The following is a 15,499-nucleotide window of genomic DNA, read 5'->3' as shown; positions in this document are numbered from 1 at the left end:
GGATTTCATGACCAAGACCGTCACCGTCCTGTCCGGACTCATCCGCCCGCTCGTCGAAAACCGCCTGCCCGAATGGGTCGAACCGCGTTTCTTCGCGTCCAAGGACGAGGCGCTTGCCCTCGCGCCCGACGCCGAGATCGGCTGGTTCGATATGTACGATAAAAAGGATATGGCCGCGGTCATCACCGCCGCGACGCAGCTCAAATGGCTGAACTCGATCTATGCCGGGGTCGACGGCATGCCGCTCGACCTGCTGCAGCAGCGCGGCACCGTCGTCACCAACGGCGCGGGGATCAACGCGATCACGATCGCCGAATATGTCGTGATGGGGATGCTCACCATCGCCAAAGGCTATCGCGAAGTCGTCCGCGCGCAGGAGCGCCGCGAGTGGCTGATCGATTCGCCGGGCAAGGTCGAGCTGTTCGGGTCGAAAGCCCTGCTGCTCGGCTATGGCGCGATCGGCAAGCTGATCGAAGAGCGGTTGAAAGCGTTTGCGGTCGACGTCACGGTCGTCCGCCGCTCGCCGGGTGCGAACACGCTGACTCCCGACCAGTGGCGCGCGCAGCTTGGCGATTTCGACTGGGTGATCCTCGCGGTCCCCGCGACCCCCGAAACCGATGGCATGATCGGCGCCGCCGAACTCGCCGCGATGAAGCCGAGCGCGACGCTGATCAACATCGCACGCGGCAGTGTCGTCGATCAGGACGCGCTCGTCGCGGCGCTCGACAGCAGGCAGATCGCGGCCGCCTTCCTCGACGTCACCACCCCCGAACCGCTGCCCGCCGACGACCCGCTGTGGAGCCTCGACAATGCGCATATCACCATGCACCTGTCGGGCCGCGCGCAGGACAAAATGTTCGTGCGGTCGGCGCAGCGGTTTCTGGAAAATCTGGCGCGCTGGCACAAGGGCGAGGCGGTCGAGCCGCGGGTGGATTTGACGCTGGGTTATTGAGCAAGTTGTCGCCCCCGCGGAGGCGGGGGCCGCTGTCGGTTTACACAGCGAGGCACGACAAGGCCGATTGCGGCCCCCGCCTTCGCGGGGGCGACGGCTTTTAACTAGGCCGCTCGGCCTTCAACTCGCGCACCAGCGGCTGCAGATTGGCATCATATTTCGCCAGCATCGTGTGCGCCCCGGCGAAATCGTAGAAGCTCACCAGCTCGCGCCCATTCCAGCGGTGGAGCGCATAGGCGGGGTCTTCGGCGACGATCATCGGGCGGTCGTCGGGCCGGTCGGCGTCGATCGGGCGCAGGTCGAGCGAGACTTGCGGCGCGGTCGATGAACAGATGGCGACGGTGCGCCCCTCCCACGCCACCGTGACGCTGCGATGCAAATGGCCGCAGATCAGCCCGCGCACCTGCGGGTGCCGCCGCACGACGTCGGTAAAGGTCGCCACCCACGGCTCGTCCGGATGGGTGTTCATCCACTCGATGCCGCTTTCGATCGGCGGGTGGTGCATCACGATATAGGTCGGCTTTGCGGGCTCCTTCGCCAGCTCGGCGTCCAGCCACGCTGCGCGTGCCGTACAAAAAGCGCCGCCATGACGCCCTTCCTCCAGCGTATCGATCGTCACTAGCCGAAGTTCAGGCAGCTCGATCGCATATTGGACAAAGCCATTGCCATCGTCGAGCCCCGGGAAGCGCGCATGAAAATTATCGCGCAGGTCGTGATTGCCGACGCTGACCCACACCGGAAAGGGGCAGCGCGAAAAGGCGTTCGCCAGACGCCGATAACTGTCCTCGTCGCCGCGGTCGGTAACGTCGCCGGTGGCGAGGAGCAGATCAGGGCGGTTCGGCCCTTCGATCAGCATGTCGAGCACCTCGTCGAGCCGTTTGCGGTTATATTCGGCCGGATTGTCCGGATCGAACCCCAAATGGATATCGGTGATCTGCGCGATCAGCACATCCGCCCCCTGCTCCGGCCCATTCTGGCCCCGGTCCTGAACCTATCCGCCCCGACTTGCCGCGTGCAAAGCAGGTGTGCGCCATGTCACTTTGTAAAGTCCCCGCCCCTCGGCGCCTGTGATCAAGCTCACACCATAGGTAGCACGCAGGGGTTTATTTGTGATTGCCGCGCTATTTACCTTCCGCTGACGCTTCGGCGCCCACGGCTGGCCGCCGTCGGAGTGATATTCGTGGCACATCGCGCAGGGCGATTCGGTCGCGGTTTCGACCTTCACCAGCCGCGCGCCGCTTTCGCCCACATGGCAGTCGCGGCATTGGCGGAGGCCCGGGACGAGCAGGTCGGTGGACGTCTTCGACCCCGGTGCCGCCGTGTGGCAATCGGCGCAATCGGTCTCGCGGTGCGCGTCATGGTCGAACCAGCCCTTTTGCAGATAGCGCGCGGTCTGGTTTACCGCCGCGACGCGCCAGTTATTTCCTGCGGCGGGCGCAAAGATCGTGTGACAATCATAACAGGCGCCGCCCTTTGAAAACACCGCGCGCACCGCATCCTGCGCGCGGCTCGGCCGCACCGCCACCTCGTTGAAATAGATATTGTAGACCTGCCCCTCGGCATAAGCGCCCGGACGCCGCCGCTGCATCCCGCCCAGCTGCAGCGGGCGCGCGGGCGGGGTCGAGCGATAATAGGCGGTGAGGTCGGCGACAACCTGATCGGGCTCGCCATGGCGCAAGGTCCGCGTCACCCCGCCGACCGTCTCGAATGCCAGGCTGTGGCACATCGCGCAATCGCGCTCCATCTCGACCGGCTTGACGCGCACGCCGTCGGCCTCGACGCGGTGGCAATTTTCGCATTCCAGCTTTTGCCCGAAATCATAGCGCCCGCGGAAACTCGCCGCCATGCGCGCGACGCCGCCGGTCGCCTGCAAGTGCATGTCGTGGGGGAATTTCAGCCCGTTGTAATCGACCGTCCCCTTGCCCGGTGCGGCGCGCGCCAGCTTCGCCCCCGGCGCAGCGCGGACGAGCGGACGGAATTCGGGGTGGCCGGTGCCGAAGTCGGCAGCATCGGCCAGCATCGTCGGATGCCCCGCCGCCTTCAGCCGCCCCTGCATCCCGTCGTGGCAGTCGGCGCAGAATTTCTGCGGCGTCGCCGCCATCGGCCCGGCGCCCTCATGTTCGGTATGGCAATCGACGCAGCGGCCCTGCGGCCGGTTGAACACTTCGCCGACATTGGCCAGCAATTTGTCGAACCCGCCATCGGGTGCGCGCGCCGCGAGCAGCATCGCAGTCGGCGCGCCCGCATGCGCGGTGCTCATCGCCTTGTGCTCGCCGGTGTGGCAGCTGACGCACGCGGTGTCGGTGACCGCCACGAACGGTTCGACGTGGCACGACTGGCAATCGTCCTTCAGGCTCGCGTGCGCGCTCGACAATGGTCCTGACGACCAGCTGCTGTCGGCGTGGAAGCCCTCGGGGCGCTCGTCGACGCTCTTGTAGCTGTACCAGGCCCAGATCGGTCCGACCAGAAACGCCAGCAGCATCAGCACGGCGAACGCCCACGCGCCGACGCGCTTGCCGAGCATCACGCCTTGCAGCGAGAAGGCCTTGGCCTCGTCGACATCCTTCGACGATTGCGACAGCTCGTCGATGCGTTCGACCAGCAGGATGATCTTGTCATCCTCGCGCGCGATCGTCAGCCGGTGGCCGCCGAAACGCAGCTCGCCGCCCGCGGCGCTGTCGATGTCGGCGACGGTTTCGCTGCGCCCGTTGACGTCGAACCCCAGCCCCTCCTGCGCGGTTACCCGCACCGTCCGCCCGTCGCTGCTGCTGATCGTCGCATGCTGCGGATTCACCGCCAGGTCGGCGACGTGGATGATGTTCGAACTGTCGCGGCCCAGCGTGATCACATCGCCCGGCAGCGGCTGATCGCGGACGATCTGCTTGCCCGTCTTGGTCGTCGAAACGCGGCGCAGGATGAAGCTCATGATCCCCGCCTCACCAGTAGAAAAAGACGCTGATGATGTGCGCCGACAGCGCCGCGATCAGCGCAAAGGTCAGCGGCACATGCACATAGAGCCATATTTCGAGCAAGGCGCGCAGCCGCAGATGCGCGCGCAGGCGCGCCAGCGCCGCGACCTTCTGCTTCAGCAGCCCGACGACCTTGTCGCGCGCCGCCGCATCGCTGCTCTGCGACGCCGCCAGCGTGCGCAGCGCCGCTGCGGTCGCGCAGTTCGGATAACGCCCGCTCAGCCGCGCGCCGATGCCCCCCGCGAACGGATCTTCATCGAGCGCCGCGAGCACCGGCGCGGTGTCGGCGGGGGTCAGCGGCTGCGCGGCGCTGTGCAGCTGCCGGTCGAAGGCGCGGATCGCCTCCAGCATCTGCATCTGCGTCATCTCGTCGCGGTTGTTCGACAGCGCCGCGGGCAAGGTCGCATAGACGATCACCCCGTAAAGCCCCGACAGGATCACCAGCATCATCAGCGCCCACGCCAGCGTGTGGACGTTCCAGCCAAGCTGGAACCCGGTGTGCCAGGTGCCGATGACGATCAGGCTGAGCCCCAGATAGACATGCGCCGACGTCCACGCTTTCAGCGACCAGTAATCACTCGTCATCTTGCGCTTGCGATAGCCGAGCGCGGTCAGCCACAGGATCAGCCCGGCGCCGATCGTGCCGAGCGTGTAACCGTACCAACTGCCGCCATTGTGTCGCGGCGTCACATCGACCAGCGCGTAGGAGATGATGATCAGCAGGCACAGCCCGCCCGAAATCTTCGCCCAGCGAAATCCCGCATAACGTAGGAACCCCTCATGCTTGCGCTCGCGCACCCGCTCGGTCTGGGTCGCCCTGTTGCGACGCCGCTGAAAAAGCGAGGCCATCAGTCGGTCGCCTCGTCGAGCCGCGCGATCGACAGGAATTCTTCGGGCGAGACGCGGATCGCAGCACCCGTCGGACACGCGCGCACGCACGCCGGGCCACCCGCGATTCCCTTGCACATGTCGCATTTGACCGCGATTTTCTTGGGCTTTTCGTCGCCCAACTGTTTCTTGGTCCATTTTGGCGACGGCTCGCCCGGGCCAGGGCCGAAACCGGTGAGCAGCCAGCGCAGCAAGCTGGGTTTTTGCGGTGGCGCCGCTTCCATCCGGATCACGCCATAGGGGCAGTTGCGCATACAATTGCCGCAGCCGATGCACCCGGGCTCCATGAAGACTTCACCGTCGGGGCCGCGATGGATGACGTTCGGCGGACAGTCGGCCATGCAGTGCGGATGCTCGCAGTGGCGGCAGCTCGTCGGCACATGCAGATGCGCAAAGGTCTTGCCCGCCTCGCGGTCGAGCCGCGACAAGCCTTCATGGCTGTCGGCGCAAGCCTTTTCGCAATTGTCGCAGCCCACGCACAGATTTTCGTCGATCAACAGCGCGTCGGTCGCCTCGCCCAGCCCCTCCTTCATGATGAAGGTCGCGGTGTCCGAATAAAGATCGACCGCGCTCGAATAGCTGGCTTTGCGCGATTCGATGAAGTCGTTCATCGCCGCGCGCTCGGCGACCGCGGCCTCGGTCGCGGCGCGCACCTGCGGTCGTGCGCTCAGCATCTTGCGGAAACTTTCGCCGGTCAGCTTGATCAGCTCGGCGCCGACCGCCGCCTTGACCGTGGCGTTACGCGGTTGCCCGCTCAGCACCCCCATTTCGCCGAAAAAGCTGCCCGCGGGCAGGTAGCGGAGGAAGATCGGTTTGCCGCCGATGTCCTTTTCGACCACCATCGATCCCGAGCGGATGACATAGACATCATCGCCCTGTTCGCCCTCGGTCAGCACGACCTTACCTGCGGGAACGCGCTCGACCTCGGCGGCATCGACGACCTCCGCCAGATCGTCGACCGTCAGTCCGCCCTTGAAGATCTGGAGCAATTGTCGCTCGAGCGAGATGCGATTGATCACGCGCTTGGCGCCCGGCACCGCCGCCATCAGTTTCAGCGCCGCGGTGCGCGAGACTTCGACGAAGATGCTGTCCTCGCCGGCGCAGATCGTCGCGCCGCGCTTGCGGCCCGAAATCAGCCCGACCTCGCCAAAGATCGACCCCTGCTCGATCGGTACAGTGATGTCGGGACCGACCTCGACGACCGCATGGCCGTCGGCGATCGCGAACAGCGACGAGCCCGGCTCGCCCTTTTCGAACACGACGTCGCCCTTGCGATAAAAGGCGACCTTCGAATCGAGCATGAATTCGCGCATCTGCAGCGGCGACACATCGGCAAAGATGCGGATGCGGGTGCGCAGATATTCCAACCATTCGCTGACCGACTTTTTCTGGGGCAGATCGGCAAAGATCGCCGCCAGATCCTTTTCGTCCGCCGGGGTCAGCGCGCTGTTACCATTGATGAACTCGACAACGTCATAACCCTGGTTCATGCAATGCTTGATCAGCGGATAACCCGCGAGCGCGCCGATGACGTAAAGGCCCGGCACGGTCGTTTCAAATGTCGGCGACAGTTTGGGAAAGGCTTCACGGTCGGGGCCGGTGAATTCGATCCCCATCGATTCGACAAAGCCGCGCGGCGCGACCGACCCCAGCCGCGCGACGATCACGTCGCATTCGATCTTTTCCTCGCCATTCGGGGTTTCCAGCGTCAGCCAGCCCGGCTCGACCTTCTTCGGCTGCGTCTCGGTACGGATCGACATGAAGCCATTCTCGCCCGCCTCCATCATGTCGGCGACATTCTTCGCCTTGGCGCGCGCAAAATCCTTCGACCGGTTCAGGATCGTGACGGTGTTTTCCAGCGCCTCCTCGGCCACCCCCAGCGCGTTCTCGATCCCCGCGTCGCCCGATCCGACGACGGTGATATGCTTGTCCTTGAAATCTTCGGGATCGTCGACCTGATAGATGATGTGCGGCAGGTCGGCGCCTTCGCAGCGCATCCGGTTCGGGTTGCCCTGCGTGCCGATCGCCAGCACGATATTTTCAGCGTGAAAGACGTCGCCCTTGGTGGTCTTGATCGCGAACGCGCCCTTGGCGCCGGTCACTTCGGCGACCTCGGCGTGATACGCCACATTCACCTTGTTGTTCGCGGCATCCTCGTCCCAATTGCCGAGGATATATTCGCGTGCGCCCTCGGCAAAGCGGCAGTCGGAGCGCAGGTCGAGCCGTTCGGGCGTTGCCAGCACGCGCTTGCCCTTCTGATATTTGAAGATCGTGTCCGACAGATGGTCGGTCTTTTCGAGCAATATGTGGCTGAGCCCCAGCTGCGCCGCGCGCGATGCGGCGCTGAGCCCCGCAGGACCCGACCCGATGATCGCGACCTTCACGGGCTCGCTCATGCGCTCGTCACCGCGCGGCCAAGGCCGGTGTCCTTGTCGCTGGCCGTGATGCTGACGAACGCGCGCACGGGCATCCTACCCCCCTCTCGCCAGCCCCCCGGCGAATACATAACGGATGCGACCCGGACTTATGTCCTGGACGCAAAGCTATGCCCTTGAAAGCGGGGAAAGGTCAACCGTTCGCGGCTGTCCGGCGGCGGCGGGCGGCGATGGCCGGGGGCAAATCAACCACGCGCGCGCCGCGCGACGCATTGTTTCAGCCGATCGCGCGCCGCATGTCCGCCCGTCCAGTCAACCTTTGCGACCGACTTACTCTTGATCTGCAAGTCGAAGCCGTGGGTGTCGAGCATATTGTCGAGCAGCGCTTCGACCGACGGCACCGCCAGCGCGATTGCGCCATAGGCTTCCCCAGGCAAACGGTAATTATATGCTTCGACCGTCTGCGGCGGGCTGCCGTCCGACTGGACCAGCGTCACCTTGATCTTTTCGACTCCGACCGGCTGCGGGATGTCGTCGCTCCAGAAGGTTAGCAGCGCCCCCTTATAGTCGCCCCCCGGCCCGGAAACACGGACCAGCCCGTCCTTTTTCCAGTAAAAGGCGGCACAATATTCGCCCGGCGCCGGTTTGGCATGATCCTGAAAAAAGTCCCAACCGCCATTTTCGTACCGGGCGTAACGCGGGTCTTTCATCATTTCGGCTCGCCGTGCCATGTTGTCGACATTCTGCTGCATCAGCGCGATCATACCCGTGGCGACGCTCATCCGATCGCGCATCGGGTCCGCCGGCGGCTCTGCATAGCGCGGGCCGCCGCCGTCTGGTCCGCCCTGCTGCGGTGTCGCCGCAATATCCATCATCTGCCGGTGATGCTCGGCATTGGCGGCGCAGATGTTGGGAAGATCAGAGCAGGCGGCGGCCGGTGCGCTGACCGACAAAGCGAACGCCGCAGCGCCGCCCCGCACTAAGGGTTTGATCAAATCGGCGCGAAACATGACAATTCTCCGAAACGCAAAAACTGACAAACAAGGACAAGGCGAGTCGGACGATCATCACGGAACGTCCGCGACGACATCCAGTCGCGAAGTACCGGCGTCGTATGTGGCGACAACGCGGCACGGCGCTGCGGCCGAGGGACAGGCCCGCGCGATCCTGGCCGCGACCGACGTGTCGTCGGACACCAGCGACTTCTTTGTCTTTCGTTTGGGCTTGGCCGCATTGGGTACGGCGCTGGTCCAGCCGACCTTTCCCTGCGCATCGACAAACTGGACCAGCACGCCGTTCGCGGCAAAAGCAATGATTGCGCAGGGGACCCCCCCGTCGGCCTGACACCGCGCCAGCAATTCCGCTCGCGCAGCTGCGGATTTCTGTTGGCCGCTGCTCAGCCAGCTCTTGTTCTGCCACGCCGCAATCGGCGTTTTTTCCGGTCTGGCGACCAAGGCCCAACGATTCCATGTCAACGGACCGTTGGGAAAGGAATCGGAGACATATTGCGCATCGGGATTGTCATTGAGCGGCATCCGGCCTGTCTGGGTATAACCCAGGAATTTGCACCCGAATGCGTTGCGCGAGCATAGTTCGATCGACGGATTCCAGTCGACGACAGTCCGGGACGCTGTGGCATTTTTTTGTGTCGTATCGTCTAATGTCGTCATCGCCTTGATCCACAACAGGCCCATGGCGTCTTCTGCGACATAGATAAGCCCAAATTCCGACAGCGTGTCGGCGACATAACATTCAGCACCGGTCCCCGCTTTGCAGCCAGCAAGCGCGCGCTGTTTCGCTGCTTCCATCGTCTTGTGTCCCGCCGACATCCACACCGATGAGGTGTCGATATGATAGGCAGCCGCCATGAAGCCCGCTTTCTGGGGTTCATAATGCTTTGTCGGTGCGCGAAAAGGCGACTCGTTCGGATTATCGCCACTCTCACCACCGCCAACATATTGGCACAGCAGGATCGGCGCATGCCCCGCCCCCCCGCCCGTCTGGCCGACCACGACCTCGCCCGGGCCCGGGCCGTTACCGCACGGATATTGCGCCTGCGCCGCCTGGGGCAGGGTCCACGATAGTAGTAGAACGGCGAATAATGCCGCCGACACGCGGTTAAAAACATTAACAATCATTTACTTATCTTCCATCGCGGGGGTGCAAGCGAGACCTCTCCAGCCATGAGTCTAGAGGCTTCGGGCGCGCCGGTCATCGCTCCGCATGACCCGGGTCGATATCGGCGGGCATGGCAAAATAGCGTGAAACGCCAATAGCGTGTGTCGTGCGGTTGCAATGCATAAGACTAGGGTATGGCGCGCGTCACGCGGCCACTGTGACCAAAATCACAACCAGTACACCGCGATGGGCGGCGCCAAGTCAGGCGAGTTCGAACATCGCCGCAATGCCGCTCGGAGCGGCGGGTTCGAAGCGCGACCAGCCATCGGGGCCAAGCCGCTCGATCGGGCGGAAACGCGCCTTGTACGCCATGCGCGCCGACCCCTCGATCCAGTAACCGAGATAGACATAGGGCAGGCCCGCCCGCGCCGCGCGCTGGACATGGTCGGCGATGATATAGGTGCCCAGCCCTTCACGCAGCGGGTGCGCGGCGTCAAAGAAGCTGTAGATCATGGACAATCCGTCGCCCTGCCGGTCGGTCAGGCAACAGCCGACCAGGCGGCCCTTGCTGCCGTCGGTGGTCGGCTCGCGATACTCGATCATATAGCTGTCGACGGGGGTCTGTTCGACCATGTCGGCGAAATCCTGCTCGTCCATGTCGGCCATGCCGCCATTGGGGTGGCGCGAGACGAGATAAGAGCGCAGCAACGCATATTGTTCCTCGGTCGCCCACGGCTTGCACGCGGTCGCAACCAGATCGCCGTTGCGGCGGATCGTGCGCTTTTGCGAATTGCTGGGGGTGAATTCGGCAGCGCAGACGCGCACCGACACGCAGGCCGCGCAATCGGCGCAGCTGGGACGATAGGCCACCGACTGGCTGCGCCGGAATCCGATGCGGCCCAGCGCGTCGTTCAATTCGTTGGCCGTATTGCCGCTGAGTTCGGTGAACACCTTGCGTTCGGTCTTGCCCGCCAGATAGGGGCAAGGTGCCGGGCTGGTGACGAAAAAGCGCGGAAAACGGAACGGTGCGGACACGCGGCTTAAACCTCCAGATATGCGATGCGGAATCCCCCGACGCGGGTCCGACGCTCACCACCCACCAACTATGCCGCGCGGCGTCAATGGTGCAAAGTCCGTTTACCATTTTTAGTCGTGCCGTTCTGAATCACCTCGAAAATTATCTGAATCGGGCGGTAAGGATTGTGCCGATTTGAATCGACTATGGTCTCAACGATCCTCCCCATGGCTTCGCCACAGGGAGGATTCTCTATTCAGCTATAGCCGCGCAGCTCGTCGCCGGTCAGCGTCGCGACGTGCAGCACGTTCGTCGACCCCGGCGTGCCGAACGGAACCCCGGCCATCATGACCAGCTTCGCGCCCGCCTTGCCGATACCGTGGCGCAGCGCCATGCGCTTCCCCTTGGCGATCATCTCTTCGAAACTGCCAATGTCCTTGGTTGGCACCGCATGCGCGCCCCAGAGCAGCCCGAGCCGCCGCGCCGCTTCCTTTTTGGGCGTGAGGACCAACAGCGGCGCATTCGGCCTTTCGCGGGCCACCCGCCGCGCGGTCGATCCCGATGCGGTGAAGCAGATGATCGCATCGGCGGCGATCGTCCCGATGATACCGCCAGCGGCCTCCGCCAGCGCGTCGGCGGTCGTGGCGTCGGGCAGCGTTTCGGTAAAGTGCAGGCGGCGGAAATAGTCAGGGTCGCTTTCGACCGAGCGCGCGATCGAATCCATCATGGTGACCGCTTCCACCGGCCAGGCGCCCGCCGCGGTCTCGGCCGACAGCATGATCGCGTCGGCGCCGTCGTACACCGCGGTGGCAACATCGCTGACTTCGGCGCGCGTCGGCGAAGGCGAGACGATCATCGATTCGAGCATCTGCGTCGCGACGACCACCGGCTTGCCCATCCGCCGCGCGGTGGCGACGATGCGCTTCTGCAGCGGCGGCACCGCCTCGGGCGGCAATTCGACCCCCAGGTCGCCGCGCGCAACCATCGCCGCGTCGGCGAGCTCGAGGATCTCCTCGATCCGCTGCACCCCCGACGGCTTTTCGAACTTCACGAGCAGCGCCGCCTTGCCGCCGATCAGGCGCCGCGCCTCGGCGACATCCTCGGGCCGCTGGACGAATGACAGCGCGACCCAGTCGACATGCTGTTCGAGCGCGAAAGTCAGATCCTTGCGGTCTTTCTCGGTCAGCGCCGCGAGCGGCACCACCACGTCGGGGACGTTGACCCCCTTGCGGTCCGAAATCTTGCCGCCAACCTCGACCACTGTGCCGATCCGTTGCGGCGAGACGGCCTGGACGCGCAGCACCAGCTTGCCGTCGTCGATCAACAGCCGCGTGCCCGGTTCGAGCGCCGCGAACAATTCGGGGTGCGGCAGCTGGACGCGCGTTGCGTCGCCCGGCGCCTCGTCGGCATCGAGCGCGAATGCCGCGCCCTTGACCAGTTCGACCGGCCCATCCTTGAACGTCCCGACGCGCAGCTTCGGCCCCTGCAAATCGACCAGGATCGTCGTCGGGCGCCCGGTTTCCTTCTCCAGCGCGCGGATCGCGGCGATCACCTTGGCGTGCCCCGCATGGTCGCCATGGCTCATATTGACGCGAAAGGCGTCGGCGCCGGCACGGTGCAGCGCCGCGATCATCTCGGGATTCGCGCTCGCAGGACCAAGCGTCGCCAGGATGCGCACCTTGCGCTGGCGGGGGGTAAAACTCTGGACCACAGATGCTCCGATATGGTTTCGATCATCGCCGGAGCCCTGAGCCTGTCGAAGGGCGCCTATCCACGATAAGCGCCCTTCGACAGGCTCAGGGCTACGGTTTTGCCCGAACAGATAGACACCTCTTGCCTAGTCTCACTGCCCCCGGCAAGGCAAGCTGCGTATAGCTATTCATGCCCACACCAGAAGGAAATCCGCCATGTCCTGCAGCGACGACCAAGCCGCCCCGAACGATGCGCTCGGCGCGCTCGACGATGCGGTAGCGGCTGCCGCCTTCCGCCGCCTCGTCCGCCTGCTCCAGCACCGCCATGACGCCGCGAACATCGACCTGATGGGGCTCGCCGGTTTCTGCCGCAATTGCCTCGGCGACTGGATCGCCGAAGCGGGCGGCATGGACAAGGAAAGCGGCCGCGCGATCGTCCACGGCATGCCGACCGCCGAATGGAAAGCGCTGCACCACACCGCTGCCACCCCCGAACAGCTGGCGCGGATGGAGGCGAGCATGGCAAGAAACCCGCGCGACTGAGCTTGCGACGCCCTGGCTTTCGCGACATGATCGGACGACAAGGCGGACAGCCAACAGGGAGATAATCGGGATGCGTACGACATGGGCCGCGGCGACCATCGCGGCAGGGCTGATCGCGAGCACGCCGCTGGCCGCTCAGCCGTCGGCCACGACCTATATCCACGCCGGGCGCCTGCTCGACCAGCCGGGGCGCGAGCCGCGCGGGCCATCGACGATCGTCGTTCGCGACGGGAAGATCGCCGAAGTACACGACGGCTTTGCGACGCCCGAGGCCGATGCGCGTGTCGTCGACCTGAAGAACGCCTTTGTCCTCCCCGGCCTGATCGACATGCACGTCCATATTTCCAGCGACGACAATCTGCTGCGCAGTCGCCTCGAAAGCTCGGGCCGCGACGTCGAGGATATATTCGTGATCGCGCAGGACAATGCGCGCAAGACGCTTGAAGCGGGCTTTACGACGGTACGCGATCTGGGGGGCGACGGGCGGACCACGACGACGCTGCGCGACGCGATCAACAATGGCGTGATCGTCGGGCCGACCGTGGTCCCCGCCGGAACGATGATTTCGGTGACCGGCGGTCATGGCGGGGTCAACGGCCTCAACCGCACCCTGACGCACGCGGTCACGGCCGAGCGGACCAATATCTGCGACGGCCCCGACGGCTGCGCCAGCGCCGTCCGCGCGCAGATCTCGATCGGGGCGGAGGTGATCAAATTCGCCGCGACCGGCGGCGTGCGATCGAACGTCGCGGGCGGGCTGGGCAAGCAAATGTCCGACACCGAAATGAAATCGGTCGTCGACACCGCGCACAGCTTTGGCCGCAAGGTCACCGCTCATGCGCATGGCAAGGAGGGCATCGACGCGGCGCTGCGCGCCGGGGTCGATTCGATCGAACATGGCAGCTTCATCGACGATGAAACGGTGAAGCTGTTCAAGGCGTCGAACGCGGCGCTGGTCCCGACCGCCGTGGCGCCGATCGCCGCGCTGGCGCAGGCCCGTCGCGGCGACGCGCCCGGGCCACAGCTCGCCAAGGCCGAGGAAGCCGCCGCATCGCACGCCGCCAGCATGGCCCGCGCGGTCCGGGGCAATGTCCGCATCCTGTTCGGCACCGATTCCGGCGTCGCGCCGCACGGCGACAATGCCAAGGAATTTGCGTTGATGGTCAAGGCGGGGATGACGCCCGCGCAGGCGATCAAGGCCGCGACCATCGACAATGCCACCGAACTCGACCGGCCGATCGGGGCGATCCTGGCGGGACGCGACGCCGACATCATCGCCGTCAGCGGCGACCCGCTGGCCGACGTTACCGCGCTGGAAAAGGTCGATTTCGTGATGCGGCGCGGCGTGGTCCACAAGGATGGCGGCAAGCGCCAGCCGTTTCCGCCCGAATGAGCGATTGAGTCCAAGAAAGCATGGCGAAAACGCAGCGGGACGACTAGGGACGCGGCAGCCGCGATTCTCGCGCCGCATCATACCAATCACCGGAGCCCAAAATGAGCGAAGCCACCGTATCCGACGAACAACTGCGCCTTTTCATCGAGCGCATCGAGCGGATGGAAGAAGAAAAAAAAGGCGTCGCCGACGACATTCGCGACACCTATAACGAAGCGAAATCGCAGGGCTATGATCCCAAGATCATGCGCCAGATCGTTCGCCTGCGCAAACTGCCGCCGAACGACCGCAAGGAAATGGAAGCGATCCTCGACGTTTACAAATCGGCGCTCGGCATCGACTGAGCCCCCTATTTATCAGCCTAGGAGAGTGACGATGTTCAGCACCACCACAAATACGATCGAAGGCCGTCCGGCCCGCGAATATCTGGGCATCGTCACCGGCGAAGTGATCGTCGGCGCCAACCTGTTCCGCGACCTGTTCGCCAGCATCACCGACATCGTTGGTGGTCGGTCGGGCAAATATGAGGACGTCCTCGCCCGCGCCCGCAAGGAAGCGATCGCCGAGATGGAATCCGAAGCGGCCCGCCTCGGCGGCAATGCGGTCGTCGGCGTCGACCTTGATTATGAAGTGCTGGGTCAGAACGGGTCGATGCTGATGGTCAGCGCCTCGGGGACCGCAGTCGTCATCTGACGCAGTTGTCTCTTGTCGGCCGCCGCTGTAGGGCGGCGCCAGCTTTCAAATTGACCGATGGAGGGTGGCTTGGCCGGCCATAGTAAATTCAAGAACATCATGCACCGCAAGGGTGCGCAGGACAAAAAGCGCAGCAGCCTGTTTTCGAAGCTCAGCCGCGAAATCACCGTGGCGGCAAAGATGGGCCTGCCCGACCCTGACGCGAACGCGCGCCTGCGCGCCGCGGTCAATGCCGCCAAGGCGCAGTCGATGCCCAAGGACAATATCCAGCGCGCGATCGACAAGGCGTCCGGCGGCGACGGCGAAAATTACGAGGAAATCCGCTACGAGGGCTACGGCCCCGGCGGTGTGTCGCTGATCGTCGAAGCGCTGACCGACAACCGCAACCGCACCGCGACCAACGTCCGCACCGCATTCAGCAAGAACGGCGGCAACCTCGGCACCTCGGGCAGCGTGTCGCACGGCTTCGACCGGCTCGGCCTGATCAACTATGCCGCGAGCGCGGGCGACGCCGACACGGTGTTCGAAGCCGCGCTCGACGCGGGCGCCGACGACGTCGAATCGTCCGAGGACGGCCACGACATCTGGACCAGCGTCGACAGCCTGCACGAAGTCGCGAAGGCGCTCGAAGCGAAGCTGGGCGAGGCCGAAGGCGTGAAGCTCGCATGGCGCCCGACGCTGAAGAACGAAGTCGCCGACGAAGCCATCGCGCAGACGCTGTTCAAGCTGATCGACACGCTCGACGATGACGACGATGTCCAGACCGTGTGGGGCAATTACGAAATCCCCGATGCGGTGATGGAGAAATTGGGTTGAACCCAATCCTCCCCACTTGTGGGGAGGTGGCAGCGCGAAGCGCTGA

General features: G+C 64.6%; 14 protein-coding genes. 6 read left to right on the top strand and 8 right to left on the bottom strand.

Annotated features, from left to right (window positions below):
• The first annotated feature begins 7 nt into the window (after positions 1–7).
• Positions 8–952, top strand: coding sequence for a D-2-hydroxyacid dehydrogenase (locus tag SPYCW_RS03150; RefSeq protein ID WP_120215556.1), 945 nt, complete (start codon positions 8–10; stop codon positions 950–952).
• A 100-nt stretch (positions 953–1,052) separates the two neighbouring features.
• Here SPYCW_RS03150 and SPYCW_RS03145 read toward each other — a convergent pair whose 3' ends face one another.
• From SPYCW_RS03145 to pyk, 8 genes are all read right to left on the bottom strand, one after another.
• Positions 1,053–1,901, bottom strand: a complete 849-nt coding sequence (locus SPYCW_RS03145) for a phosphodiesterase (RefSeq protein WP_120215555.1) — start codon at positions 1,899–1,901, stop codon at positions 1,053–1,055.
• A gap of 42 nt (positions 1,902–1,943) precedes the next feature.
• Positions 1,944–3,878, bottom strand: a complete 1,935-nt coding sequence (locus SPYCW_RS03140) for a cytochrome c3 family protein (protein ID WP_120215554.1) — start codon at positions 3,876–3,878, stop codon at positions 1,944–1,946.
• Between the two features lie 10 nt (positions 3,879–3,888).
• Positions 3,889–4,770, bottom strand: a complete 882-nt coding sequence (locus tag SPYCW_RS03135) for a hypothetical protein (protein WP_232014816.1) — start codon at positions 4,768–4,770, stop codon at positions 3,889–3,891.
• On the bottom strand, positions 4,770–7,205 hold the full coding sequence (locus tag SPYCW_RS03130) for an NAD(P)-binding domain-containing protein (protein ID WP_120215553.1): 2,436 nt from the start codon (positions 7,203–7,205) through the stop codon (positions 4,770–4,772). Before SPYCW_RS03130 ends, SPYCW_RS03135 begins: the two co-directional genes overlap by 1 nt.
• Positions 7,206–7,429: 224 nt before the next feature.
• The gene (locus tag SPYCW_RS03125; RefSeq protein WP_120215552.1) at positions 7,430–8,194 is read right to left on the bottom strand and encodes a hypothetical protein; all 765 of its coding nucleotides are present in this window, start codon (positions 8,192–8,194) and stop codon (positions 7,430–7,432) included.
• Positions 8,195–8,251: 57 nt separating this feature from the next.
• On the bottom strand, positions 8,252–9,322 hold the full coding sequence (locus SPYCW_RS03120) for a DUF4189 domain-containing protein (protein WP_145985933.1): 1,071 nt from the start codon (positions 9,320–9,322) through the stop codon (positions 8,252–8,254).
• Positions 9,323–9,563: 241 nt separating this feature from the next.
• On the bottom strand, positions 9,564–10,337 hold the full coding sequence (locus SPYCW_RS03115; RefSeq protein ID WP_120215550.1) for an arginyltransferase: 774 nt from the start codon (positions 10,335–10,337) through the stop codon (positions 9,564–9,566).
• A 236-nt stretch (positions 10,338–10,573) separates the two neighbouring features.
• Positions 10,574–12,028 (bottom strand): pyruvate kinase, encoded by a 1,455-nt coding sequence (pyk, locus tag SPYCW_RS03110; RefSeq protein WP_120215549.1) that lies wholly within the window; start codon positions 12,026–12,028, stop codon positions 10,574–10,576.
• A gap of 196 nt (positions 12,029–12,224) precedes the next feature.
• Here pyk and SPYCW_RS03105 point away from each other — a divergent pair, with 196 nt between their 5' ends.
• The 5 genes from SPYCW_RS03105 (at position 12,225) to SPYCW_RS03085 (ending at position 15,453) form a co-directional block, all read left to right on the top strand.
• Positions 12,225–12,551, top strand: a complete 327-nt coding sequence (locus SPYCW_RS03105; RefSeq protein ID WP_120215548.1) for a DUF1244 domain-containing protein — start codon at positions 12,225–12,227, stop codon at positions 12,549–12,551.
• Positions 12,552–12,621: 70 nt separating this feature from the next.
• The gene (locus SPYCW_RS03100) at positions 12,622–13,944 is read left to right on the top strand and encodes a metal-dependent hydrolase family protein (RefSeq protein ID WP_120215547.1); all 1,323 of its coding nucleotides are present in this window, start codon (positions 12,622–12,624) and stop codon (positions 13,942–13,944) included.
• Positions 13,945–14,045: 101 nt separating this feature from the next.
• Positions 14,046–14,288 (top strand): DUF2312 domain-containing protein, encoded by a 243-nt coding sequence (locus SPYCW_RS03095; protein WP_120215546.1) that lies wholly within the window; start codon positions 14,046–14,048, stop codon positions 14,286–14,288.
• A 31-nt stretch (positions 14,289–14,319) separates the two neighbouring features.
• Positions 14,320–14,637 carry a YbjQ family protein gene (locus SPYCW_RS03090; protein ID WP_120215545.1) on the top strand — a complete coding sequence of 106 codons (318 nt, stop codon included), beginning with the start codon at positions 14,320–14,322 and terminating at the stop codon, positions 14,635–14,637.
• Between the two features lie 69 nt (positions 14,638–14,706).
• A complete protein-coding gene (locus tag SPYCW_RS03085) occupies positions 14,707–15,453 on the top strand; it encodes a YebC/PmpR family DNA-binding transcriptional regulator (RefSeq protein ID WP_120218068.1) in 747 nt (248 codons plus the stop codon).
• Positions 15,454–15,499 lie beyond the last annotated feature (46 nt).

This window comes from Sphingopyxis sp. EG6, assembly GCF_003609815.1.
Classification (GTDB): Bacteria; Pseudomonadota; Alphaproteobacteria; order Sphingomonadales; family Sphingomonadaceae; genus Sphingopyxis.
This window is presented reverse-complemented; position numbering and strand designations above follow the sequence as displayed.

What these genes read in the sequence shown, in the direction of transcription:
- SPYCW_RS03125 (WP_120215552.1), bottom strand. Translation starts at nt 8,194, where the DNA reads ATGTTTCGCGCCGATTTGATCAAACCCTTAGTGCGGGGCGGCGCTGCG.
- SPYCW_RS03100 (WP_120215547.1), top strand. Translation starts at nt 12,622, where the DNA reads ATGCGTACGACATGGGCCGCGGCGACCATCGCGGCAGGGCTGATCGCG.
- SPYCW_RS03095 (WP_120215546.1), top strand. Translation starts at nt 14,046, where the DNA reads ATGAGCGAAGCCACCGTATCCGACGAACAACTGCGCCTTTTCATCGAG.
- SPYCW_RS03130 (WP_120215553.1), bottom strand. Translation starts at nt 7,205, where the DNA reads ATGAGCGAGCCCGTGAAGGTCGCGATCATCGGGTCGGGTCCTGCGGGG.
- SPYCW_RS03105 (WP_120215548.1), top strand. Translation starts at nt 12,225, where the DNA reads ATGTCCTGCAGCGACGACCAAGCCGCCCCGAACGATGCGCTCGGCGCG.
- SPYCW_RS03150 (WP_120215556.1), top strand. Translation starts at nt 8, where the DNA reads ATGACCAAGACCGTCACCGTCCTGTCCGGACTCATCCGCCCGCTCGTC.
- SPYCW_RS03135 (WP_232014816.1), bottom strand. Translation starts at nt 4,770, where the DNA reads ATGGCCTCGCTTTTTCAGCGGCGTCGCAACAGGGCGACCCAGACCGAG.
- SPYCW_RS03140 (WP_120215554.1), bottom strand. Translation starts at nt 3,878, where the DNA reads ATGAGCTTCATCCTGCGCCGCGTTTCGACGACCAAGACGGGCAAGCAG.
- SPYCW_RS03120 (WP_145985933.1), bottom strand. Translation starts at nt 9,322, where the DNA reads ATGATTGTTAATGTTTTTAACCGCGTGTCGGCGGCATTATTCGCCGTT.
- SPYCW_RS03090 (WP_120215545.1), top strand. Translation starts at nt 14,320, where the DNA reads ATGTTCAGCACCACCACAAATACGATCGAAGGCCGTCCGGCCCGCGAA.